This window comes from Synechococcus sp. BSA11S (assembly GCF_014224355.1).
In the GTDB taxonomy this organism is placed as follows: domain Bacteria; phylum Cyanobacteriota; class Cyanobacteriia; order PCC-6307; family Cyanobiaceae; genus Regnicoccus_A.
Genome location: NZ_VNWP01000001.1, coordinates 43,283 through 64,188, shown reverse-complemented (window position 1 = coordinate 64,188; position 20,906 = coordinate 43,283). Strand labels below are relative to the sequence as shown.

Sequence of the window (20,906 nt, the reverse complement as noted above, 5' to 3'; positions counted from 1 at the left end):
AGATACAAAATTTTGTTGATTGACCTGGAGTGGGCCTCTGGCCTCGAACTTCCGTACCAACCGCTGCATCGCAACCCCCTCGCGATCGGGGAGGTTGTCTGAATCGGTTCAGTCATAGCGATGCGTTTCGCTGCCTGCCTGGGACTGCTGCTGGGCATGGCCCATGGCCTGATCACGGTCGAGCAGCGGCTCTCGAGCTCAGTTCATGCCACCGAATGGTGGCCGTCGCCACGAGGCCTGCAGGGGCCGGCTTTCCCATACTGATTGGGTCCAATGGTCCATTTCCTGTCATGGCGGCACTGTCTTCTCTGACCCGGTCACAGGATCGCCCCCTGCGCCTGGCAACGGCTTTCCTGGGCATGTTCGTGCTCGGCTCCCTCGCGGTTCAGCTGGTGGTCTCCACCTCCCGCGGGTCATCGAGCGACTCCGGGGTGGCGCCTGTCGTGGCTCATCCTTCCACCCTCTGGCAGACCCTGGGCGAGCGCTGAAGACCTGAGCAGACCTGAAGCCGTCGTAGCCACGGCCACAGGCCTGCCGCCTTCAACAGCTGAGGATGAACGGAACGTTCTCCTCGTTTAAGCCCCCATGGCCGCTGACAGCCCTGATGCGCCAACGGCCATGGGCCAGGCTCCATCCGAGCGCAAACTCTCCAAACTCGAGCAGGCCAAGGCCGAGGCCTGCGGGCTGGATCTGGCACCACGCCTGGCGGAGCTCGGCAGGGAGGGATGGGAATCCCTGGATGAGGCCACCCTCACGATCCATCTCAAGTGGCTGGGCATTTTCTTCCGGCCCGTCACGCCGGGGCGCTTCATGTTGCGTCTGCGCACCCCCAATGGGGTGATCAGCGCCGATCAGCTGGAGGTGCTGGCGGATGCGGTCGATCGCTGCGGCGAGCACGGCAGTGCCGACATCACCACGCGCCAGAACATCCAGCTGCGGGGATTGCTGCTGGAGGACATGGCCCCGCTGTTGAGCGCCCTGGAGACGGTGGGGCTCACCACCCGCCAGTCGGGCCACGACAACCCCCGGAATGTCACCGGCAATCCTCTGGCCGGGCTGGATCCTGAGGAATTGATCGACACCCGCCCCCTGGTGAGCGCCATCCAGGCGACCCTGCTGGGCCCCGGCGGCCCCCGGAACCTCCCCCGCAAGTTCAACGTGGCGGTGGGTGGAGCGCCCGACAGCTTCCTGCTGCACAACGATCTGGCCTTTTTGCCAGCTCATCACAACGGGGAGCTGGGCTTCACGGTGATGGTGGGCGGCTTCTTCTCCGCCCAGCGCAACGAGCTGGCCATCCCCCTGGGGCTCTGGCTGCGGGGCGAGCAGCTGCCTGCGTTCAGTCTGGCGGTGCTGCGGCACTACGAACGGGAAGGCAGCCGCGAGAGCCGCAACAAGGCACGGTTGATGTACATGATTGATGCCCTCGGCCTGGAGAATTACCGATCCCAGGTGCTGGAGAGCTTCGCGGACTACGTGGGTGCGGAGGAAGCCGCCGCCACGCCATCCCACGACGGGGCCCACCTGGTCTGTCGGGCCCCGCGTGACATCTGCGGTGTCCACGCTCAGAAGCAGGAGGGCCTGCACTGGGTCGGTCTGCACGTGCCGATGGGCCGCCTGGATGCGGCCAGCATGCTGGAGCTGGCCCGACTGGCCCGGGAATACGGCAGCGGCGAGCTGAGGCTGAGCGAAAGCCAGAACGCCCTGATCGCCGATGTGCCCGAAGGCAGGCTGGATGCGCTGCTGCAGGAGCCCCTGCTGGAGCGCTTCCAGGTGAGCCCGGGGCCTCTGCAGGCCGAAGCGGTGAGCTGCACCGGCAACCGGTACTGCAGCTTTGCCCTGATTCCCACCAAGAGCACGGCCCAGGCGGTGGTCGAGGAACTGGAGCGGCGCCTGGAGTTACCCCATGGGGTGCGCAGCCACTGGACCGGCTGCCCCAATGCCTGCGGCCAGCCCTACATGGGCCAGATCGGCCTGATGGGCGCCAAGACCCGGGTGGATGGCCAGATGGTGGAGGCCGCCAAGATCTTTCTGGGCGGCAGCATGGACGCCGACCCGAAACTGGCGACCCTGCACGACAAAGTCGTGCCCCTCAGCCAGCTGCCCGACGTGATGGAGGAACTGCTGGTGGAGCACTACGGCGCCCGCCGGCGCGTGGCATCGGGCTGACCCAGCCCCAGCGGAAGCCACGACGGGGCTGGGCGTCAGCGACTCTCTGAAGCCAGGCCTCGTCAAGGGTCTGAAGGGCCCGGCGGTCGTCGCAGGCCTGACCGCCATAGAGCAGGGAGGTGATGCGCTCGGGATCGATGTCGAGCGCGGCCACTTCCTGCCAGAGCCGTCGGGAGAGCTCCCGGTCGGCGCGGGCGAACTGGGCCTCGGCCAACTGACCCACCAGGGTGAACACCAGCTGCTGCTGCTTCCGCTCGGCGAAACTGGTGGGCACCGCCCCCCTGGCTCTGATCCCGGGGCGGCCACAGGCGCCTCGGTCAGTTGAGAGTTCTGCAGGGGGGCGTTCCATGGCGACCTTGTTCTGACGGCGTACTCCATTCCTTGCTAGAGGGAGCCAGCCCCTGGAGCCGCCCCACCCCCACAAAACGTATCCATGGAGACACTTTGCGATCCAGCGCGCCGCCAGGGGGCCCCGTGAAGGGCCTGGGACGATCCCAGTGACAGCCCATCCGTGGGAGCTGCCGCCCGAGGGGAGCAGCGAGCGCTGGCCCTGGCTGCGGCGCTTCAAGCGATCCGAAGCCGCGGAGATGACCCCCTGGCTGGAGGCCCTGGAGCGGGGATCGATTCCGCCGGCCACCGACCTGATCGCGGTGCTGGTGGAGAAGCTGGATGGGGAACAGTCAGCGCGCCTGCTGCACTGGTGGCTCAGCCAGGGCGAGAGCAACGACCCCGCCGTGGCGGCGCTGTGGCTGGAGCTGCTGGATCTGATCGGTCGGCGCCGCGATCCCGCCTGCGCCGCCCTGTTGCGCGCGGCCATCGCCGCACGACCGAGCGCAGCCCTGCTTCCCCTGCTCGGGCACCAGCGCGACAGCCAGGACTTTCCTCTGCTCGAGCAGCTGGCGCGGAAGGCCGCCCCGGCACCGTTGCGCCGCGCCGCCCTCGAAGCCCTGGCCGTGGGCCTGAGCGCCTGGCCCGAAGCGGCTCTCCAGCAGCTGCTGATCGAGCTGAGCACCGACCTCGACGGCCCGCTGGCGTCCCAGGCGGTGGATCTGCTCGCCCGTCTGCCGAGGGCGCGCCCAGCCCTGGAGACGGTGCTCGGCGGCCGCCTGGATCCTGCGGTTGAGGCCCGCGCCAGGCGCCGGATGGCGGCGCTGCCACGCCTTCCGCTGCTACTGGTGGTCCATGGCCGCGCCGGTGGGGTGATTCCCGAGGAACTGCAGGCCCTGGCCCTTGAGCTGGAGCGCCGCCGTCGCGCTCCCGTGCGCCTGCAGACCCTGAGTGGCCACCCGCCAGCGCCTGACCCCGCAGGTCTGGGCGCGCTGGGATCCTCACGCGCCCTCACCCTGGTGCCCCTGCTGCTGCTGCCAGGCAACCACGTGCGTCAGGACATCCCGGCGATCGCCGCCGCCTGGCGTCGCTGCGGCCCCCTGCGGCGGCTGCCCTTCCTGGGGGCCTGGCCCGCCTGGCAGCGGGCGATCGCGGCCGAACTGGCCGCCCTGGTGGCCCTCACCGGCAGCGCGACGCCGCCGTTGCTGCTGCATCACCCACTCCAGCCGGGGGTGGCAGAGCGCTATCTGGCGCACCTGGGCCGAATCTGCTCAGCAACCTGCCGAGCCGCTCCATACACTGCGACTGATTTCGAGGAGCCGACTCTGGAGATCCGTGGTGCAGCCCTGCCCCTGGCCCTGGCCGCCAACCGGCTCACCGAAAACCTGCCCGGCCCCCTGGGGACACCGCTGCTGCAACGTCCGCGCTTCCAGGCCCTGCTGCTCGATCTGCTCGGGGCCCTGCCATGAGCGACGGCAAGGCCGCTCCCAGGCAACCCGATCAGGAGCGGCTGGGTACCGTGTACCTCGTGGGAGCCGGCCCGGGCGATCCGGAACTGATCACCCTCAAGGCCCACCGGCTGCTGCGGCGCTGCGATGCCCTCGTGTTCGACTCACTGGTGCCCGCGGCCCTGCTGGATCTGACGCCGGCAGGCTGTGAGCGCCACTTCGTGGGCAAGCGCCGGGGCCACCATTCCGTGCCCCAGCCGAGCACCAACGCCGTGCTCGTGGAGCTCGCCCAACGCCACCGCACGATCGTGCGCCTCAAGGGTGGTGATCCCTTCCTGTTCGGCCGTGGCGGCGAGGAAGCGGCCCACCTGGCCAGCTGCGGCGTGCCGGTGCAGGTGGTCCCCGGGGTCACTGCCGGAATTGCCGCCCCCGCCTATGCCGGCATCCCGATCACCCACCGGCGGGCAGGCTCCAGCGTCACCTTCGTGACGGGCCATGAGGAGATCGACAAGGCCCGGCCCGGCGTCGACTGGCGGGGCCTGGCCCGCAGCAGCGATGGGCTGGTGATCTACATGGGCCTGCACAACCTGCGCCGCATCTGCGACGAGCTGATCGCCGGCGAGCTCCCTGCCGCGACGCCCGCCGCCGTGATCCAGCAGGGCACCGTCAACGGTCAGCGCCAGCTGGTGAGCACCCTGGGGGAACTGGCCGATGCGGCCGAAGCCCAGGGCTACGGCTCCCCCTCGATCGTGGTGATCGGGCACGTGGTGCTGGAGCGGGTGCCGGCCTGCGCCCCCCCACCGGCCGATGTGGAGATGCCGATTCCCTTCTGAGGGTTCGGCAACCCGCCCCACGGAAGGCAGCTCCTGGTTTGTAACGTAATGTAAAAATCCAGCATGAACGACCCTCTATCCCTCTCCCGCGAGTTCTCCACGGCTGTCCACTCCCGGGCGATCGCCAACTGTGACGACATCGAGGAACTGCGCCAGGTGGCCCAGACCCTGTTGCGGGCCTGGCAGATGCAGGCCGCCTTCACAGCCGATTACGGCGCCAAGCTGCTGAACATCAAGCCCCGCTGAGGCCAGCGGCTCACTCCAGTTGCAGCACCCCTCGGGTGCGCTGGCGGCGCTGCTGTTCCTGGGCTTCGAAACTGGCCATGCAATTGCCCCTGGGCACCAGCAGACAGCTCACGTAGTCGGAGGCATCGATCAGGGCAGCGCGGAGCGCCTTGGCGGCAGGCGTGCGCTGGGCCTCCGAGCTGTTGGAGCCGAAGCGCAGCGTGCCCGCGGCACCGGTGAGGCCCTGTCCAGTGCGGCCCATGTTGGGGGCCAGGAACAGGGCCAGGCCTGCGGCAGGCAGCAGGTTCACCCCGTTCTCCTGAGCAGCGGCGGTGCTGGTGGCCCGCCCTTCCACCGTGCGCTGACCCACCACCTCGCCGGTGGTGCTGTCGACAACCCGCACGTCGATCGCCACGTAATCCTTGGTTTCAGCCTGCTGCTTGTTGGTGCCGAAACCCAGCAAACCGAAGTTGCTGCCGGAGGTCTTGCTCTCCACGCTGGAGTCGTAGGAGGTGACGGTACCGAGCACGAGGTAGCGGGCCCCGGTCATCTGGCCCCGCTGGGCGGCATTGGCGCTCTGGCGCACGATGCCCAGCTCGGCCAGCTCCTGCTCCGAGAGCACCGCCTTGAGGTTCTTGCGCTCCACCACCTGAAGGTCGCCGGTGGCCTGCAGTTCATTGGCCAGCATGGCGGCCAGATCGGTGGCCACAGGCCCCTGCCACCACCAGGTCTGCTGGGTGACGGTGTTCTTGAAGTCGGGCACCGAGACGGTGGGCCGACCACCGGCACGGCTCTGCGCCAGGGCCGGAGCCGCCATCACGCTCAGGCCGAGACCAGCGACCAGCAGCAGGGGCATGGAGCGGAACGACAGCCGGGCCAGAGGCGCGGCAGACCGGGAGATCGGACGATCAGCCAAGACGAAGGATCCCAGGGAGACTCCATTCAACCAACGATGGCCAGACCCGTCATGACCGGATCGGCTTCTGTCCCCAGAGAGCTGTTCCGTAGCGTCCTGCACGTTGAACGGAACCACCGTTCTGTTCAATGGAGTCACTTTTCGCCGACTGGCCATCAGCGCCAGCGGTTGCCTCCATGGTCACATCCCTGCTGCGCAACAGCGAACACAAGGGGCCGAAGCCGGCCCCGATGTTTGAACTGATTCCCTACGAGAAGTTCCGGGACACCCCGGCGGTGCGCTTCTTCGACATCACGGTGCCCACCTCCAACGCCCGTGATCTGGTGGTGCACAGCGGTCCGGCGGTGAGCCCCCCCGACGACCCCGAAACCGGCGCCTGGCAGTTCTATCTGCATCCCCACCAGGAGGACAACCTGCTGGCGATGCACGGCGGCCGCACCTTCTTCCTGGTGAACCTGGGCTGGAACTACCCCTTCCACATCGTCCGCCTCGACACGGGCGGCGACATCCTGCGCATCCCTCCGGGCACCTTCCACCGCTCCGTGTCGGATCCTGACGGCTCCCTGGTGCTCAACCAGGCCGTGCGCGAGGAGGGAGCCTCTCTGGTGCGCGAGTTCCGCGTCTACAACAGCAACGACATCCCCCGGCTGTTCGCCGTCACCAGCCAGACGGCACCACTGCCCAAGCTGCACGGGGTGAGCTGGTAGGAGGGGATCATTCAGCTCGTCCTGAAATCTGACCAGGGCGAGCGGCGGTAGAACACCTGCCCCACCCGCTGGATATGGTCGATCCCCTCGGGGGATTGCAGCGAATCCTGCAGCGAAAGATCGAAGCGCCAGGGCAGCAGCAGATCGTCGATGTCGGAGTCGGGGCGATGGCGGCTGAGGGCGCGGGATCCGTAGAGGGTGGACTGGATCTGGTGCACGGCGGCGGCAGGAAGTCCATGGGTGGCAGCAGCCGCAGAGCGTGTCATGGCTGGGCCTGTCATGGGGTCAGAGCAGGGAGGCAGTCCCCTGCCTGGCCTGTCTGGATTCGGCAGCAAGATTGTCGATGACCCCCAGCGGCGATGAGGTGCGAATCGAGCGCGTTGGCAGCGATCCTCAGCAGAGTTCGACATCGAACTGTTCTGTCGCAGCTTGGTCGCCAGTGGGCCACAAGAATCCACCACACGACTCAGACATCACTGACCCATCCAGGGTGGTCCAATCCGCTGAGAGTTGGAATCGAGTTCAATCGTCATCGTAACGATAACGGCCGCGTCCACGTCGGTAGTTCTTTTTCTGTTGCTGATAGCGTTGCCCATAGGTGTCGTTGTACCAACTGTCTCGCACGAAATAAACGGGCCTGTTGCAGGATCCGTAGCGCTGGCAATGCTTTCCCCAGTTCTTGGCATGCCCGGGCGGCACCCGCAGGTAGATCGGCTGAACAGTCCGGCCCGAATCCCAGCCCCTGTAGCGGGGTTCAATGATCAGCGGCTGCTGGTAGAGCAGCTGGTTGAGACCGATGCCGTAGGGCCGAACGGGTCCGTAGTACCCGGGCTGGCCCAGCTGGATGGTGATTCCCACCTGGGCATCAGCGGGGACGGCACTCAGGCCTGCAGCCAGCCCTGCAGCACACAGAAGAGCTGGTCTGAGGCTACGGCGCAGGCCTTTCATGGTTCCCGGGTGGCTACGTCTTCAGGTCCATGGTGGCAAGAACCCACGGCTGCATGACGAGCAGGAGGCTTACCGGGTCCAAGAAGATGTGACCAGGTCTGACAGCCGTCGGAAACAGTGGACAACCCAGGCCCGCTGAGTCGAGGATCCACCCTCTGAAGCTGAAATGGGGGTCGCGAGGATCGAACTCGCCTCAGGCGGATTATGAGCCCGCTGCATTCACCAGATTGCTAGACCCCCGGGCCAAATCCTGGTATCACCAAAGACCTCGCACTGGTGCAGTCTGCACAGGGAAGGACGTGGGGAAGTCGTTCACCCCAGGCTGGGCGACCTGGACCGGCACTGTGGTGGGGGCCACCTGCAGGCTGGAAGAGAAGATCGAGGGCAGGTCAGTGTCGCGAAACGGCATTGGTGCACTCTGCTCTTCCAGCAGGGCGGCCGTGGTGTTGCCGATGGCGGAGGAATCCCAGACGATGGCCTGCTCGGGGAAGCCGAACCCCATCACGCGGTTGCCCTGAGGACCGCCCATGGCGATGCCCAGGATGTCGGTGATCTGGTTGGTGAGGCTGACCCCGCGGGCAAAGGTGGAGCGCCAGGTGTAGGCACGCTGCTCAAAGAGTTCGGCCGTGGTCTGAACCTCACCGCAGCGGGTGACCTCCACCGGGGCACTGGGTGGCCGGGTGCTGTTGCCGGTACCGGCCAGGGGAGCCTCGAGGGTGGTGGTGCAGACCACAGGGCCGGCCTGCGCCGGCATGGCGGGGAGCAGCCCCAGCAGCACCCCGGAGGCCAGGGCACCAGCCGCCAGGGCGGCCGGGTGAGCACTCGGGGGGGCGGCGGGAGTCATGGCTCGGGGCTGTTCACGGAGCAGTGGAGTGGGCCGGCTGTATCCGGAAGGCAGACAGGGCCTGGAGAGCCGATGGCGCCCGGATGTTCGGTACATCCTGATCATCCCGCAAACTAGGTGGTTGGGTCGTGTTTTGCCAGGGACTTCCGCCGAGGCGCACCCGCTACCCCTGCTTCCTCCTCCGCTGCGATGCCTCAGACCCCCAGCACCAGTCCCAGCACCGCGGGAGGGAGCGTACCGGCCCTTCCCACCACGGCCGGGGAGAACCGGCAGCTGCTGCTCGAACTGCTGGCCACCAGGGCCTACCGCCATGGGGAGTTCACCCTGGCGTCCGGACGACGCAGCAACCACTACGTCAACTGCAAACCCGTGAGCCTGAGCGGCTTCGGGCTGGCCCTGCTGGCCACTGCTCTGCTGAAGCACGTGGACGAGGGCGCCGCGGCCGTGGCCGGCCTCACCCTCGGCGCCGATCCTCTGGTCAGTGGGGTGGCGATGGCGGCGGCCCAGGCCGGCCTGCCGCTTGATGCCCTGATCGTGCGCAAGCAGGCCAAGGGGCACGGCACCGGTGCCTGGCTGGAGGGGCCCCTGCCCGCCACCGGTTCGCGGATCACCGTGCTGGAAGACGTGGTGACCACAGGGGGCTCCTCCCTCAAGGCCGTGGAGCAGCTGCGCCAGGCCGGTTACCGGGTGGATCGGGTGGTCACGATCGTCGATCGCCAGGAAGGAGGGCACGAGGCGATGACGGCAGCCGGACTGGAGCTGCGCAGCCTGTACCTGCTCGAGGAGATCGCCGCCACGGCAGGGAATTTGCAAGGGTGAGCGCACCGCTTCCCCTGCCATGCCCCTGACCGCCACCACCGTCTCAGCCCCCTGGGACTGGCAGCCCGCCCCCCCCTGCCGCTGGGAGCAACCCGTCAGCCTGATCCGCCTCGAGGGCCCCGACACCCTGCGCTTCCTGCATGGCCAGAGCAGCCAGGACCTGGAGCGGGCAAAGCCGGGTGAGTGCCTGGCCACCTGCTGCCTCACCCCCACCGGCCGGGTGCGTGGACTGGCTGACGTGCTCGTGGATGCCGGCGGAGCCTGGCTGGTGGTCAGCGCCGGCAACGGGGCCGCGATCCATCAGGCTCTCGACCGGGTCCTCTTTCCGGCCGATCAGGTGAGCCTGGGACCGGTGCAGACCGCAAGGCTGATCACTCTGGAGGGAGCAGAGCCCGCGGCAGAGTCCGCCGCGGGCTGGTGGCTGCCAGGAGGCCGACTGCTGCTCCCCGATGGGACGGCACTCCCCGCCGAGCTTGAGGCCGTCCCGGCCCTGGGAGCGATCGAGAGCGAGCGCTGGCGCCTGAGCCAGGGCCGGCCGGTGGCCCCCAATGAAGTCAGCGACGAGGTGAATCCGTTCGAGCTCGGACTGGCGGATCGGGTGAGCCTGAGCAAGGGCTGCTACGTGGGCCAGGAAACTCTCGCCAAGCTGGCCACCTACGACGGCGTCAAGCAGCAGCTGCGGCGCTGGTTCACGGTGGGTCCGGCCGTGGGCCCGTCCGTGGGAACGGCACTGCTGACCACCAGCGGTGAGCGGGCCGGCCGGATCACCTCCAGCCTGCGGCTGGACGGGGGGGGGGAGGGCTCGAGCCTCTGGCTGGGGCTGGCCCTGGTGCGGCGTCAGGCCCTGGCGGACCCTCAGCTGGTGACCGGCGAGGGGATCGCCCTGGAGGTCTCCGTGCCCACCGGGGTGGTGGCGCCGCCGGTGGGGGCGGGAAGCGCGGCGTCCTGAGCCAGCAGCCAGCTGGCCACCGCCCAGGTGGCCCGTCCGTCGTCGTGGTTGTAGCGGAAGATCCGGCGCAGCCCATGCAGGCTGCCGCGGCCGGCCGGAGTGCCATCCCCGCGCCACTGGCGCCACCAGAGCAGGCAGCGGGCCCCATCCACCCCCTTCTGGCTCCAGGCGAAGCCCAGCCAGCCGGCCACGGCCTTGAGTCCGTAGCTGTTCACCGGCAGCAGCCAGTGGCGCCGCAGCCGCTGGTGCAGATCCACCAGGCGCCGGCGCAGAACGGTCAGCTCACGCTCGCTGGCCCCCTGGCGCTGGGCCAGGCGCACCAGGGCGATCGACTCGGTTTCGCCGTAGTGGAGCAGGGGCCAGTCGGCTGGTGTGGCGGCCAGCAGCCGGCGCAGGCGCCGCCAGAGCCTGGCCTCGCCGTGCTCGTGCAGGGCCAGCAACGGGCGGTAGCTGCCGATGTCGGCCGTCCGCCAGTCGGGCCAGCGGCCGTCGGCATCCCGCTCGATGCGCAGGAAGCCGTGCAGGAAGTCGTCGCGGGCATCGGGGTCGGATTCGATGTCGTACACGAGCACCCCAGCGGCCGTGCGCAGCTCGGGCAGGGCCATGGCCGCCTGAGCGGGCTCCGCGTGCAGCCGCAGAGGTTCCCCCCGCTGCTGCACGCGGGCCTGGTCCACCAGCCGCGCCGCCACCTCGCGGTGCTGCTCCCCATGCACCTCGAGCGCATCGGCCAGGGCCTCGGGATCGGCGCCGGCCAGGGCGTTGAGCTGGGGCAGGCCGAGCTCGATCAGCAACTCACGGCGCTTGGCGCCGATGCCACTCACCTCGCTGAGGTGCCCCTGCACGGCCGCTTCGCGGTCGCAGACGCCGCGCCAGGAGCAGAGCACGCACTTCTTGCGGTCACTCACCAGCGGTGGCGGCTGGGGGCGCTCCAGATCCGCCGCCAGCTTGGGCAGCGCCTCCTGCAGCTGGCGCTGCAATCCCTCCCCCAGGGCCAGCCGCTCCCGCTCCAGGCGCCCGGAGCCTGCCGCCACCACCAGGCCATGGCTGACAGGTCCCTGCTGCCAACCCGCGAGCAGCTGACCCCACAGCCCCATCACCAGCCGGTGTTCGCGGGTGAGGCGACGGCCCTGGCGGGCCATCACGGGCTGGTAGGCGTAGGCCCCCCAGCGGCTCTCCCCACTGGTGCGCCGCAACAGCGGTGGATGGCCCTCCAGCGCCAGGCCTGCAGGGCCGCTGCCCCGCAGGCGCACCCCCACCACCGCCGGGGCACCGGTGGCGCAGGCGGCTTCACCGGCCTGGGGGCGCCGTTCCAGCAGGCTCACGAAACAGCGCTGCTGGTCGTCGAGCTGGAGGGCACGGTGGGCACTCCAGAGCCTCTGGCCGGGATCCCCATGGCGGTCGAGCCAGGCCCGTCGCCGGCATCGCAACCAGCTGCGCAGCAACCGGTCGGTCAACAGCCGGTTGGAGGGTTCAGCGGGCATGGCGGCAGGCTACGGCGGGCGGTGGCCTGCCGCCAGGCCGGCACCTGCTCGAACCCAGGCCGGCCGGCCGGCTGCTACGAGCTACTCAATGCCGCTGCCCCCATGGCTTCTGCCCCCCTGCCCCTGGAGCCCAGTCCCATCCGTTTCGGCACCGATGGCTGGCGCGGCATCCTCGGCGTCGATGTGACCCTGGAACGGCTGCTGGTGGTGGCCGCTGCCGCGGCCCGCGAGCTGGAACGTGCGGCCCCGGCACAGCTGAACAGCCGGGAGGTGGTGATCGGCTACGACCGCCGCTTCCTGGCACCGGAGCTGGCTGAGGCCATCTCCAGCGCCGTGCGCGGGGCCGATCTCGAGCCGGTGCTCACCGAGTCGGCCGTGCCCACGCCCGCCTGCAGCTGGGCCGTGGTGGAGCGGAGCGCTCTCGGGGCCCTGGTGATCACCGCCAGCCACAACCCGCCGGAGTGGATCGGCCTGAAGATCAAAGGGCACTTCGGCGGCTCGGTGGAGGAGTCGTTCACCGCCGCTGTGGAGAAGCGGCTGGAGGCTGGGGGCATCACCGTGCCGATCCCCGGCGACACGCCCCGCTTCGATGGCTGGGGCGGTTACCTGGCGGGCCTGCGCGAGCTGGTGGACACCAGCACCCTGCGCAGGGGACTGGAGGGGATGAGGCTGCGGGTGATCGTCGATCCCATGCACGGCTCCGCGGCCGGCGGACTGCCGGCGCTGTTGGCAGCCGGTTCAGGCCCCAGCGCCGGAGATGGCTGCATCGAGGAGATCCGCTCCTGGCGCGATCCGCTCTTCGGCGGCCACCCGCCCGAGCCCCTGGCGCCCTACCTGCAGGAGCTGATCGCAGCCGTCCGCGCCAGCGGCGAGGCCGGCCGGCCGGCGGTGGGGATCGTCTTCGACGGCGACGGCGACCGCATCGCCGCCATCGATGAACGCGGCCGCTACTGCAGCACTCAGCTGCTGATGCCCCTGCTGATCGATCACCTCGCCCGGGCGCGGGACCTGCCGGGCACCGTGATCAAGACCGTGAGCGGCTCCGACCTGATGCAGCTGGTGGCCGAGGGCCTGGGCCGGCCCGTGATCGAGAAGCCCGTGGGCTTCAAGTACATCGCCAGCGAAATGATCGCCGGTGGAGTGCTGGTGGGCGGCGAGGAATCGGGCGGGGTGGGATTCGGCCTGCACCTGCCCGAGCGGGATGCCCTCTTCGCCGCCCTGCTGGTGCTGGAAGCTCTGGTGGAGGGCGGCCTGCCCCTGGGCGAGCGCCTCGACCGGCTGCAGGCCTCCCATGGCGGGGCCAGCGCCTACGACCGGCTCGACCTGCGCCTCAAGGACATGGCCAGCCGGGAGCGGCTGGAGCAGCAGCTGGCGCAGGATCCCCCCAGCAGCGTGGCCGGCTGGCCGGTACAGGAAGTGGTGAGCACCGACGGGGTGAAGCTGCGCCTCGGCGCCAGCCACTGGCTGATGCTGCGCTTCTCGGGCACCGAACCGCTGCTTCGTCTCTACAGCGAGGCTCCGAGCCGCGAGCGGGTGAGCGAGATCCTGGCGTGGGCTCGCCAGTTCGCTGAGGCGGCATGAGCGCGGCCGGCCCACACCCCACGGCGAGGGTGCTGGTGATCGCCAGCGGTAACGCCGGCAAGCTGCGGGAATTCAAGGCCGCGCTGGCCTCGGCGGGCCCGGGACTGGAACTGGAGGTCCTGCCGCAGCCAAGGGGGCTGGTGGTGGACGAAACCGGCGACAGCTTCGCCGCCAACGCTCGCCTCAAGGCCGAAGCCGTGGCCAGGATCACCGGGCAATGGGCCCTGGCCGACGATTCCGGCCTCAGCGTGGACGCCCTCGGCGGTGCACCCGGCATCCACTCCGCCCGCTACGCCCCCAGCGACTCCGAGCGAATTGCCCGCTTGCTGGCGGAGCTGACAGGCGAAAGCAACCGGCGGGCCCGGTTCACGGCCGCCCTGGCTGTTGCCGACCCCGCAGGCCACACCGTGCTGGAGGTGGAGGGGGTCTGCACGGGCGAGATCCTGAACGCCCCCAGCGGTGACGGTGGCTTCGGTTACGACCCCGTGTTCCTGGTGCCAGAAGCGGGCCTCAGCTTCGCCCAGATGCCCTCTGAACTGAAGCGGCGCCTGGGGCATCGCGGCCGGGCCCTGGAGGCCCTGCTGCCGCAGCTGCAGCAGCTGTTCGCTGACCCCGGAAGCAGAGCCGAATGCTGAGGCGGGTCGTGGCGGCAGCGGCGGGAAGCCTTCTCGCCCTGATGATGGTGCCCCCTTTGGCCCCCGCCATGGCCAGCGAGCTCCTCCCCTCCTGGCGCGACGGTGCCACCAGAGCCCGGATCCTGGACTTCATCGCCAGCGTCAGCCGGGAAGGAGGAGAGACCTATGTGCCCCCCGAGGAGCGCATCGCCGTCTTCGACAACGACGGAACGCTCTGGTCGGAGCAACCGATGTACGTGCAGCTGGCCTTCGCGATCGAGCGGGCCCGCGCCATGGTGGCCCAGCAACCGGAGCTCGCCTCCAATCCGATCATCGCCGCGGCGGCCGCGGCCGGGAACGGAGACGCCGTGCTCACCATGGGCATCAAGGGTCTGCTGGATCTGGTGGGACTCACCCATGCGGGCATGAGCACCGACGTGTTCCGCGACCTGGTGCGCGAGTGGCTGAATGGCGCTTGCCACCCGACCCTGCAGCGGCCCTACACCGCCCTGGCCTACCAGCCGATGCTGGAGCTGCTGGACCACCTGCGGGCCAACGGCTTCCGCACCTACATCGTTTCGGCGGGTGGCGAGGCCTTCATGCGGGTGTTCGCCGAGGAGGTCTATGGAATCCCCCCGGAGCAGGTGATCGGCTCCAGCGTCGGCACCACCTACGCCATCCGCGGCGGCTTGCCGGTGATCCTGCGCCAGGGCGAGGTGCAGACGGTCGCCGATCGGGCCAAGAAACCGGTCCTGATCGAGCAGCTGATCGGTCGGAGGCCGATCGCCGCCTTCGGCAACTCTGACGGAGATTTCGAGATGCTGGAGTGGACCACCAGCCTGCCGGGGCCACGCCTGGGGGTGATTGTTCACCACGACGACCCGGAGCGGGAGGTGGCCTACGACCGCCAATCAGCCTTCGGCCATCTGGATCGGGCGTTGCGTGAAGCCCCGCGGAAGGGCTGGACGGTGGTGAGCATGCGCGACGACTGGGCCAGCGTGTTCGCGGCCCCTTCAGTTTCGGCAGGATCCGACGGGGAGGTGGTCAACCGCTGTGCGATGCCCCCCGGCCAGGACGGCGGGGCTGAGCCGGCGGGAGAGCGTGGCACTGGGGAGCTCCCCGAACAACCGGCGGTAATCCCGGGCGAAGTGCCCCGGATTGAGGAAGCCCCAGGAGGCCGCCAGCCCTGAGATCGTGATCGCGCCAGGCGCTGCCTCCATCAGCTCACGGCGGACGGCATGGAGGCGCCGCAGCTTGAAATAGGCCATCGGGCCCATGCCCAGGTGCTCCTTGAACCCAAGGATCAGGCTGCGCCGTCCGACATACACCTGACGGCTGAGGCGGTCCAGGCTGATCGGTTCAAGGGGGTGCTCCTCGACCCACTGCTGCAGCTGCTTGACCATCTCGATCCGTGCCGGCGGGCTGTCGGGCCCGCCCCGCAGCCTGAGGCCTTGCTCCAGCGCATCAACGAGCAGAGGCAACAGATCACCACCAGCTCCATCCAGTGCCGGCGGCGACACGGCCGGCACCGGGGGCAGCTCTGCCTGGAGGGGCAACAGCTTGAGCAACCGGCGCTGGAGCTGCGCGCGGCTGTCGACATCGACGGGCAGGCAATTGGAGCGGAAGGGCGCCGCTTCCAGATCAAGGTCCCCCTGGCCACCGCTCCAGCGCGTCAGGGTGCTGGGATTCAGCATCACCACCGCCAGATCCATCTGCTCAGGAGTGGAGAGGTGAACCTCCGTCCGGGGGTCGAGACCGAACAGCAGATCGGGGCTGATGGTGGTGCCGTGGGCCCGAAGAGAGGCGCCGCCGCCGGAGGGCAGAAGGTTCAGACAGACCAGGCGTTGATCCAGGGGCTTGGATCCGGCCATGTGCAGACAACGGTTGGCCTGAAGGCGCAGCAACCGCAGCGGGCCTAGCCTGCGGACGACGAGGTTGCCGCTGAGGCGGCCGTTGGAGAGCTGGAGCAGACGCAGATCCAGCCCCGCCTCCTGCAGCTGAGTTTCCAGTTGCTCAACAGCCTCGAACCTGTGGAGCGGAGCCATCGCCCCTTGCACTTTCTGAGTGGCCCCAGCCTGCCATGGGCGGCATGTTGTGAGTGAGTTCCTCCGTGTGCCGGAGCTGGAAACCCCTCCAGCGCCAGGCCCGCAGCCAACACAGGCCCCACCTCCCATGCCCAACGGAAAGCCCAACGTCCTGATCCTCTGGGGCGACGACATCGGCCAGAGCAACCTCAGCTGCTACAGCGACGGCCTGATGGGGTACCAGACCCCCAACATCGATCGCGTCGCCAAGGAAGGCGCCCGCTTCATTCACTATTACGCCGAGCAGAGCTGCACCGCCGGCCGGGCCGCCTTCATCTCCGGCCAGAGCGTGATCCGCACCGGCCTCAGCAAGGTGGGCCTGCCAGGCGCTGAGGCTGGTTACCAGGCCGAAGATCCGACCATCGCCGAGTTGCTCAAGCCCCTGGGCTATCGCACCGGCCAGTTCGGCAAGAACCACTTCGGCGACCGCGACGAGCATCTTCCGACGATGCACGGCTTCGATGAGTTCTTTGGCAATCTCTACCACCTCAATGCCGAGGAAGAGCCCGAGCTGCGCGACTATCCCCCCGAAGCTGACTATCCCAACTTCAAGGAGAACTTCGGACCCCGCGGCGTGTTGCACTGCTGGGCCAATGGCGACGGCACCCAGCGCATTGAGAACACCGGCCCGCTCACCAAGAAGCGGATGGAGACGGCCGACGAGGAGTTCATGAAGGAGGCCAAGCGCTTCATCAAGGATGCGGTGGCGTCCGGAGAGCCCTTCTTCGTATGGTTCAACACCACCCACATGCACTTCCGCACCCATGCCCGTCCCCAGGACATCGGCCAGTCGGGACGCTGGCAATCGGAATACCACGACGTGATGATCTATCACGACAACTGCATCGGTGAGATGCTCGATCTGGTCGACGAGCTGGGCATCACTGACGACACGATCGTGATGTACAGCACCGACAACGGCCCCCACATGAACAGCTGGCCCGATGCCGGCATGACCCCCTTCCGCAACGAGAAGAACTCCAACTGGGAGGGTGCCTACCGTGTGCCGGCGATGGTGCGCTGGCCAGGCCACATCGAACCCGGCACCCTGCTCACCGGAATCGTCAGCCATCTCGACTGGCTGCCCACGATCCTGGCAGCGGCCGGCGAACCCGAGATCAAGCAGAAGTGCCTGGAGGGTCATCAGGTGGGCACCAAGACCTTCAAGGTGCACCTGGATGGCTACAACATGCTCGACTACTGGACCGGGAAGACCGACAAAAGTCCGCGCATCGACTACTTCTACTTCTCTGACGACGGTGATCTCACTGCTCTGCGCTACGACAACTGGAAGTTCGTGTTCATGGAGCAGCGCTGCACCGGCACGCTGCAGATCTGGGCTGAACCCTTCACCGTTCTGCGTATCCCCAAGATCTTCAACCTGCTCACCGATCCCTACGAGCGGGCCGACATCACCTCCAACACCTACTGGGACTGGATGCTGGACCATGTCTTCCTGCTGATTCCAGCCCAGGCGCGGGTGGCCCAGGCACTGGAGACCCTCAAGGCCTTCCCGCCCCGCCAGAAAGCGGCCAGCTTCACGGTGAGCGATGCAATCGAGAAGATGACAGCCCCCCTCGGCAGCTCCTGAGGATCAGATGTCGCCTGCTCCAGCGTCCAGGGCCCGGACTGCCCGCCCTCCAGGGCGCCCGCCGGCGCGGGACATGGTCTGGATCCCGGCCGGCAGCTTTCTGATGGGCTCCGACCACCACTACCCCGAGGAGGCCCCGGCCCACCGGGTGGTGGTGAAGGGCTTCTGGATCGACCGCGCGCCGGTGACCAATGCCCAGTTCCGCAAGTTCGTGAAGGCCACCGGTCACGTGACCCTGGCCGAGCGGCCGGCGGATCCGGCGACCTATCCCGACGCCCTGCCGGAGCTGCTGGCTCCGTCATCGATCGTGTTCGTGCCTCCGCCCGGGCCGATCGGCAAGGGCGACCCCTACCGCTGGTGGCAGTACCTGCAGGGGGCCAACTGGCGCCACCCGGAAGGCCCGGGCAGCTCGATCAAGAGCCGCGACCACCATCCCGTGGTGCATGTGGCCCATGAGGATGCCCTGGCCTACGCCGCCTGGGCCGGCAAGGCCTTGCCCAGCGAAGCCGAGTGGGAGCGGGCCGCCCGGGGCGGAGTGGAGGGAATTGAATTCGCCTGGGGGGAGGAACTCCATCCCGGCGGGCGGCCGAAGGCCAACACTTTCCAGGGGGACTTCCCCCACCACAACAGCCTGCTCGATGGCTGGGAGCGCACCTCGCCGGTGGGCAGCTTCCCGCCCAATGGCTATGGCCTGCTCGACATGATCGGCAATGTCTGGGAGTGGACCGACGACTGGTACGCCGGCCATGGCGCCACCGTGGCGGCCCACAAGCAGGCGGGAGGTTGCTGCACGATCGAGTCCCCGCGCGGTGCTTCGCGACAGGAGAGCATCGACGCCAGCTCCCAGCACGGCACCATCCCCCGCAAGGTGGTCAAGGGCGGCTCCTTTCTGTGTGCCCCCAGTTACTGCCGCCGCTACCGCCCTGCCGCCCGCATGGCCCAGGGCATCGACACCTCCACCTGCCACATGGGCTTCCGTTGCATCGTGAGGAGCTGAACCGTGCCTGCTGTCCTCTTCACGGAGTTGCTCGAGCTGGTCGCCGGGGGGTTGCGGCTGCTGCTGGAAGGCGTCTCCGTTGTCTGTGTGGCCATCGGGTTCCTTGTCACCCTTCGTCAGAGTCTTCGCCTGCGTCGCAACGGTCAATCTCAGGGACGGCCTTTCAACAGCACCCGGCTCACGTTCGGCAGCTGGCTATCGATGGCGCTGGAATTCCAACTGGCGGCCGACATCGTCGCCACCACCACGACCCCCTCGAATGAGAATCTGATTCAGCTGACGGTGGTGGCTGTGATTCGAACCTTTCTCAACGTCTTTCTCGGCCGCGAGGTGGAAGCCGAACGGAAGCTGGAAGATGCCGAGCGTGAGCGGACATCCGGCACTACAGCCACCTCATACTGATGGGAAATCTCAACAACGAACTGGCCAAGGAGCGCAATCGGGCCGCCGCCGAGCGCACGATGATGGCCTGGATCCGCACCTGCCTGTCGCTGATCAGTTTCGGCTTCGGTCTCGACAAAATCATCGCCGCCATCAACCGCAGCCGTTTCGACGGCAGCGACCATGCCAGCATGAGCGTGCGTCTGGTGGCGATTGGCTTCGTGCTGATCGGCATTCTGGCCATGGCCTCAGCCACCCGGCAGCATCTGCGCACCCTCAAGCTGATTCGACGCGATGACTTCGTGTATGTCGATCAGCGCTCGATCACCGTCTTCACGGCCATTGCTCTCACGATCATCGGCATTGCGGCCTTTGCCCTGCTGGTGACCGGCACCTCAGTCACCTAGCTCCCATGCCCCAGTCTGCAGCGCTGCTGGTCACGGCCACCATCGTGACGCTCATGTTCAGCCTTGGCCTGGGGCTGAAGGACTACCCGTTCATGCTGCTGAGGGATCGCCCCGGCTTTCTCTGGCGTGTGGTGATCGGCACCTGCCTGCTGGTGCCCCTGGCCGGGCTGGTGCTGGTGTTGCTGCCCTTGCAAGGGGTGCTGACACGGCCTGCCTGGGCAGCCATGGCCCTGATGCTGGTGTGTCCCAGCGCCCCGCTCATTCTGTTCCGGGTGCGCGGCAGTGGCGGCACCGCTGAGCTCGCGGCGCGGCTGCAGATCGCGGCGGCGCTGCTGGCCATCCTCACCATTCCCCTGATGGCGGTCGTGTTCAAGGCCAGCGTCGCCCTTAACGGGTGGGAGATCGACGGGTGGGAGATCAACCCGGCCCAGGTGGCGATGCAGGTGCTGCAGGTGCAGGTGCTGCCCGTGATCGCCGGCGTGCTGCTGGGGCAGTGGAAGCCGCAGCTGGCCCAGCGTTGCAGCCGTGCTCTCGGTGCCCTGGCCACCCTGATGCTGATGCTGATGCTGGTGGCTCTGCTGGTGCTGAGCGGCAGTCAGCTGGTGCCCTTCCTCCAGCAGAACCTGCTGGCCCTGGCCGCGATGGCCGGCCTCTGCGTTTTCAGCCTGGCGATCGGCTATGGCCTGGCCGGACGGGATCCGCTGGAGCGTCGAACGGTGGCGCTGGTGACGGGGATGCGCAACACGGGCCTGGCGGCTCAACTGGCCCTGACCTATCAACCAGGGATGCCTGAACTGATCCCCGGCATCCTCTCTTATGTGTTGATCACGGTGATCATCTCCACCCTGTTTCTGAAATGGCAACAGCGCGAAATCACCGGAGTCGCATGATCATTATTGACCATCAAGCAGGTCAACAACCACACGCCAAGGCGTGCACCGCTTCAAGGCAGGCCGCTGTCGATCAGACCGAACCGAAGGCCACCTGACAGACGGCGTTCAGCAGCTCAGCTTCGGAGGCGTTGCCGGGTTGCTGGCCGTTGAGGGTGCCGGCCTTGCAGTCAGCCGTGATCTGGTAATCGCCATCACCGGCTTTGACCAGGAAGGTCACTGAATCGTCGTTGGTGGGTTGGACTGATCCGTAGTACAGCTGGTAATCGGTGTTCGGCACCACGATGTACTCCGTCTTGGTGGTCACGGCGTTATCGACGGACGAATTGATGATGGCGGCCGTTGCCAGCGTGGTGACGCCCCAGACCGCTGCACTCGCCCCCCACCAACCCCAGTTGGGCCGCGACCAACCGCCATACCAGCCGTGGTTCCAGGGACGGGCGTATCCCCAGCCGGGCCGCGCCCAGCCCCCCCGGTAGCGGTAACCACTGTTGTAGCGGCGCCAGTTGTTGTTCGCCCGGTTGTAGTTGTAGCCCCGGCGGTTGCCCACACGGCGATCAAAATTTCGATTGATCGCTCGATTCCGATTCACATTTCGATTCACATTTCGGTTGACATTCCGGTTGAAATTCCGGTTGACCGCTCGATTCCGATTCCGATTCACATTGCGGTTGATGTTGCCACTCCCGCTCCGGTAG

24 protein-coding genes, 1 tRNA gene and 1 pseudogene are annotated in these 20,906 nt (G+C 67.9%); 17 read left to right on the top strand and 9 right to left on the bottom strand.

Annotated features, from left to right (window positions below; genetic code table 11):
* Positions 1-120 precede the first annotated feature (120 nt).
* From FPZ61_RS00425 to FPZ61_RS00415, 3 genes are all read left to right on the top strand, one after another.
* Complete coding sequence (locus FPZ61_RS00425) at positions 121-264, top strand: hypothetical protein (protein WP_185464311.1); 144 nt, start codon at positions 121-123, stop codon at positions 262-264.
* Between the two features lie 26 nt (positions 265-290).
* Positions 291-488 (top strand): hypothetical protein, encoded by a 198-nt coding sequence (locus FPZ61_RS00420; RefSeq protein ID WP_185464312.1) that lies wholly within the window; start codon positions 291-293, stop codon positions 486-488.
* A gap of 97 nt (positions 489-585) precedes the next feature.
* On the top strand, positions 586-2,166 hold the full coding sequence (locus FPZ61_RS00415) for a ferredoxin--nitrite reductase (RefSeq protein ID WP_255441230.1): 1,581 nt from the start codon (positions 586-588) through the stop codon (positions 2,164-2,166).
* On the opposite strand, the gene FPZ61_RS00410 is transcribed toward FPZ61_RS00415, so the two are convergent.
* Positions 2,090-2,440 (bottom strand): hypothetical protein, encoded by a 351-nt coding sequence (locus tag FPZ61_RS00410; protein ID WP_185464313.1) that lies wholly within the window; start codon positions 2,438-2,440, stop codon positions 2,090-2,092. The genes FPZ61_RS00415 and FPZ61_RS00410 overlap by 77 nt on opposite strands.
* A gap of 223 nt (positions 2,441-2,663) precedes the next feature.
* On the opposite strand from FPZ61_RS00410, the gene FPZ61_RS00405 reads away from it, so the two are divergent.
* The 3 genes from FPZ61_RS00405 (at position 2,664) to FPZ61_RS00395 (ending at position 5,020) form a co-directional block, all read left to right on the top strand.
* Positions 2,664-3,962: a CbiX/SirB N-terminal domain-containing protein gene (locus FPZ61_RS00405; protein ID WP_185464314.1), complete on the top strand. Its 1,299-nt coding sequence runs from the start codon at positions 2,664-2,666 to the stop codon at positions 3,960-3,962.
* Entirely contained in the window at positions 3,959-4,774 is an 816-nt protein-coding gene (gene cobA, locus FPZ61_RS00400; protein ID WP_185464315.1) for a uroporphyrinogen-III C-methyltransferase, read from the top strand. Before FPZ61_RS00405 ends, cobA begins: the two co-directional genes overlap by 4 nt.
* Positions 4,775-4,837: 63 nt before the next feature.
* Entirely contained in the window at positions 4,838-5,020 is a 183-nt protein-coding gene (locus FPZ61_RS00395) for a hypothetical protein (protein ID WP_185464316.1), read from the top strand.
* A 10-nt stretch (positions 5,021-5,030) separates the two neighbouring features.
* On the opposite strand, the gene FPZ61_RS00390 is transcribed toward FPZ61_RS00395, so the two are convergent.
* Complete coding sequence (locus FPZ61_RS00390) at positions 5,031-5,915, bottom strand: CsgG/HfaB family protein (RefSeq protein ID WP_255441229.1); 885 nt, start codon at positions 5,913-5,915, stop codon at positions 5,031-5,033.
* A gap of 230 nt (positions 5,916-6,145) precedes the next feature.
* Here FPZ61_RS00390 and FPZ61_RS00385 point away from each other — a divergent pair, with 230 nt between their 5' ends.
* Positions 6,146-6,622, top strand: a complete 477-nt coding sequence (locus FPZ61_RS00385; RefSeq protein WP_185464422.1) for a redox protein — start codon at positions 6,146-6,148, stop codon at positions 6,620-6,622.
* Positions 6,623-6,633: 11 nt separating this feature from the next.
* Here the strand turns inward: FPZ61_RS00385 and FPZ61_RS00380 are convergent, their stop codons facing one another.
* The 4 genes from FPZ61_RS00380 to FPZ61_RS00365 form a co-directional block, all read right to left on the bottom strand.
* Positions 6,634-6,888 carry a hypothetical protein gene (locus FPZ61_RS00380; protein ID WP_185464318.1) on the bottom strand — a complete coding sequence of 85 codons (255 nt, stop codon included), beginning with the start codon at positions 6,886-6,888 and terminating at the stop codon, positions 6,634-6,636.
* Between the two features lie 256 nt (positions 6,889-7,144).
* Positions 7,145-7,570, bottom strand: a complete 426-nt coding sequence (locus FPZ61_RS00375; protein WP_185474713.1) for a hypothetical protein — start codon at positions 7,568-7,570, stop codon at positions 7,145-7,147.
* Positions 7,571-7,737: 167 nt separating this feature from the next.
* Positions 7,738-7,810: transfer RNA gene (locus tag FPZ61_RS00370), tRNA-Ile, on the bottom strand.
* Positions 7,811-7,826: 16 nt separating this feature from the next.
* Entirely contained in the window at positions 7,827-8,414 is a 588-nt protein-coding gene (locus FPZ61_RS00365; RefSeq protein WP_255441227.1) for an occludin/ELL family protein, read from the bottom strand.
* A 189-nt stretch (positions 8,415-8,603) separates the two neighbouring features.
* On the opposite strand from FPZ61_RS00365, the gene pyrE reads away from it, so the two are divergent.
* Complete coding sequence (gene pyrE, locus FPZ61_RS00360; RefSeq protein ID WP_185464320.1) at positions 8,604-9,233, top strand: orotate phosphoribosyltransferase; 630 nt, start codon at positions 8,604-8,606, stop codon at positions 9,231-9,233.
* Between the two features lie 19 nt (positions 9,234-9,252).
* Positions 9,253-10,182, top strand: a complete 930-nt coding sequence (locus FPZ61_RS00355; protein WP_185474712.1) for a folate-binding protein YgfZ — start codon at positions 9,253-9,255, stop codon at positions 10,180-10,182.
* Here the strand turns inward: FPZ61_RS00355 and FPZ61_RS00350 are convergent.
* Positions 10,089-11,663: a TM0106 family RecB-like putative nuclease gene (locus FPZ61_RS00350; protein ID WP_185464322.1), complete on the bottom strand. Its 1,575-nt coding sequence runs from the start codon at positions 11,661-11,663 to the stop codon at positions 10,089-10,091. The two genes, FPZ61_RS00355 and FPZ61_RS00350, sit on opposite strands and share 94 nt — an antisense overlap.
* A 102-nt stretch (positions 11,664-11,765) precedes the next feature.
* Here FPZ61_RS00350 and FPZ61_RS00345 point away from each other — a divergent pair, with 102 nt between their 5' ends.
* Genes FPZ61_RS00345 through FPZ61_RS00335 form a run of 3 tightly spaced genes read left to right on the top strand, consistent with a single transcriptional unit; the run spans position 11,766 to position 15,048 of the window.
* Positions 11,766-13,244 (top strand): phosphoglucomutase/phosphomannomutase family protein, encoded by a 1,479-nt coding sequence (locus tag FPZ61_RS00345; protein ID WP_185464323.1) that lies wholly within the window; start codon positions 11,766-11,768, stop codon positions 13,242-13,244.
* Positions 13,241-13,879, top strand: a complete 639-nt coding sequence (rdgB, locus tag FPZ61_RS00340; protein WP_185464324.1) for an RdgB/HAM1 family non-canonical purine NTP pyrophosphatase — start codon at positions 13,241-13,243, stop codon at positions 13,877-13,879. The genes FPZ61_RS00345 and rdgB overlap by 4 nt, the downstream gene beginning before the upstream one ends.
* Positions 13,873-15,048 carry an HAD family phosphatase gene (locus tag FPZ61_RS00335; RefSeq protein WP_185464325.1) on the top strand — a complete coding sequence of 392 codons (1,176 nt, stop codon included), beginning with the start codon at positions 13,873-13,875 and terminating at the stop codon, positions 15,046-15,048. Before rdgB ends, FPZ61_RS00335 begins: the two co-directional genes overlap by 7 nt.
* Here FPZ61_RS00335 and FPZ61_RS15390 read toward each other — a convergent pair.
* Positions 15,013-15,261: pseudogene (locus tag FPZ61_RS15390) on the bottom strand (helix-turn-helix domain-containing protein); the annotation flags it as partial. The gene FPZ61_RS00335 and the pseudogene FPZ61_RS15390 overlap by 36 nt on opposite strands.
* A 769-nt stretch (positions 15,262-16,030) precedes the next feature.
* Here FPZ61_RS15390 and FPZ61_RS00330 point away from each other — a divergent pair.
* The 5 genes from FPZ61_RS00330 to FPZ61_RS00310 all read left to right on the top strand — a co-directional run bounded on the left by FPZ61_RS00330 (position 16,031) and on the right by FPZ61_RS00310 (position 20,208).
* Positions 16,031-17,533 carry an arylsulfatase gene (locus tag FPZ61_RS00330; RefSeq protein WP_185474711.1) on the top strand — a complete coding sequence of 501 codons (1,503 nt, stop codon included), beginning with the start codon at positions 16,031-16,033 and terminating at the stop codon, positions 17,531-17,533.
* A 73-nt stretch (positions 17,534-17,606) separates the two neighbouring features.
* On the top strand, positions 17,607-18,530 hold the full coding sequence (locus FPZ61_RS00325) for a formylglycine-generating enzyme family protein (RefSeq protein ID WP_185474710.1): 924 nt from the start codon (positions 17,607-17,609) through the stop codon (positions 18,528-18,530).
* Between the two features lie 51 nt (positions 18,531-18,581).
* Positions 18,582-18,932: a DUF1622 domain-containing protein gene (locus tag FPZ61_RS00320; protein ID WP_255441226.1), complete on the top strand. Its 351-nt coding sequence runs from the start codon at positions 18,582-18,584 to the stop codon at positions 18,930-18,932.
* Entirely contained in the window at positions 18,932-19,318 is a 387-nt protein-coding gene (locus FPZ61_RS00315; protein WP_185464329.1) for a YidH family protein, read from the top strand. The genes FPZ61_RS00320 and FPZ61_RS00315 overlap by 1 nt, the downstream gene beginning before the upstream one ends.
* A 5-nt stretch (positions 19,319-19,323) precedes the next feature.
* The gene (locus FPZ61_RS00310) at positions 19,324-20,208 is read left to right on the top strand and encodes a bile acid:sodium symporter family protein (protein ID WP_185464330.1); all 885 of its coding nucleotides are present in this window, start codon (positions 19,324-19,326) and stop codon (positions 20,206-20,208) included.
* Between the two features lie 73 nt (positions 20,209-20,281).
* On the opposite strand, the gene FPZ61_RS00305 is transcribed toward FPZ61_RS00310, so the two are convergent.
* Positions 20,282-20,758 carry a hypothetical protein gene (locus FPZ61_RS00305; RefSeq protein ID WP_185464331.1) on the bottom strand — a complete coding sequence of 159 codons (477 nt, stop codon included), beginning with the start codon at positions 20,756-20,758 and terminating at the stop codon, positions 20,282-20,284.
* Between the last annotated feature and the right edge of the window lie 148 nt (positions 20,759-20,906).

Excerpts from the sequence above, each read along its gene's own strand:
- FPZ61_RS00425 (WP_185464311.1), top strand. The coding sequence starts at position 121 with ATGCGTTTCGCTGCCTGCCTGGGACTGCTGCTGGGCATGGCCCATGGC.
- FPZ61_RS00420 (WP_185464312.1), top strand. The coding sequence starts at position 291 with ATGGCGGCACTGTCTTCTCTGACCCGGTCACAGGATCGCCCCCTGCGC.
- FPZ61_RS00415 (WP_255441230.1), top strand. The coding sequence starts at position 586 with ATGGCCGCTGACAGCCCTGATGCGCCAACGGCCATGGGCCAGGCTCCA.
- cobA (WP_185464315.1), top strand. The coding sequence starts at position 3,959 with ATGAGCGACGGCAAGGCCGCTCCCAGGCAACCCGATCAGGAGCGGCTG.
- FPZ61_RS00395 (WP_185464316.1), top strand. The coding sequence starts at position 4,838 with ATGAACGACCCTCTATCCCTCTCCCGCGAGTTCTCCACGGCTGTCCAC.
- FPZ61_RS00385 (WP_185464422.1), top strand. The coding sequence starts at position 6,146 with ATGTTTGAACTGATTCCCTACGAGAAGTTCCGGGACACCCCGGCGGTG.
- FPZ61_RS00380 (WP_185464318.1), bottom strand. The coding sequence starts at position 6,888 with ATGACACGCTCTGCGGCTGCTGCCACCCATGGACTTCCTGCCGCCGCC.
- FPZ61_RS00375 (WP_185474713.1), bottom strand. The coding sequence starts at position 7,570 with ATGAAAGGCCTGCGCCGTAGCCTCAGACCAGCTCTTCTGTGTGCTGCA.
- FPZ61_RS00365 (WP_255441227.1), bottom strand. The coding sequence starts at position 8,414 with ATGACTCCCGCCGCCCCCCCGAGTGCTCACCCGGCCGCCCTGGCGGCT.
- pyrE (WP_185464320.1), top strand. The coding sequence starts at position 8,604 with ATGCCTCAGACCCCCAGCACCAGTCCCAGCACCGCGGGAGGGAGCGTA.
- FPZ61_RS00355 (WP_185474712.1), top strand. The coding sequence starts at position 9,253 with ATGCCCCTGACCGCCACCACCGTCTCAGCCCCCTGGGACTGGCAGCCC.
- FPZ61_RS00350 (WP_185464322.1), bottom strand. The coding sequence starts at position 11,663 with ATGCCCGCTGAACCCTCCAACCGGCTGTTGACCGACCGGTTGCTGCGC.
- FPZ61_RS00345 (WP_185464323.1), top strand. The coding sequence starts at position 11,766 with ATGGCTTCTGCCCCCCTGCCCCTGGAGCCCAGTCCCATCCGTTTCGGC.
- rdgB (WP_185464324.1), top strand. The coding sequence starts at position 13,241 with ATGAGCGCGGCCGGCCCACACCCCACGGCGAGGGTGCTGGTGATCGCC.
- FPZ61_RS00335 (WP_185464325.1), top strand. The coding sequence starts at position 13,873 with ATGCTGAGGCGGGTCGTGGCGGCAGCGGCGGGAAGCCTTCTCGCCCTG.
- FPZ61_RS00330 (WP_185474711.1), top strand. The coding sequence starts at position 16,031 with ATGCCCAACGGAAAGCCCAACGTCCTGATCCTCTGGGGCGACGACATC.
- FPZ61_RS00325 (WP_185474710.1), top strand. The coding sequence starts at position 17,607 with ATGGTCTGGATCCCGGCCGGCAGCTTTCTGATGGGCTCCGACCACCAC.
- FPZ61_RS00315 (WP_185464329.1), top strand. The coding sequence starts at position 18,932 with ATGGGAAATCTCAACAACGAACTGGCCAAGGAGCGCAATCGGGCCGCC.
- FPZ61_RS00310 (WP_185464330.1), top strand. The coding sequence starts at position 19,324 with ATGCCCCAGTCTGCAGCGCTGCTGGTCACGGCCACCATCGTGACGCTC.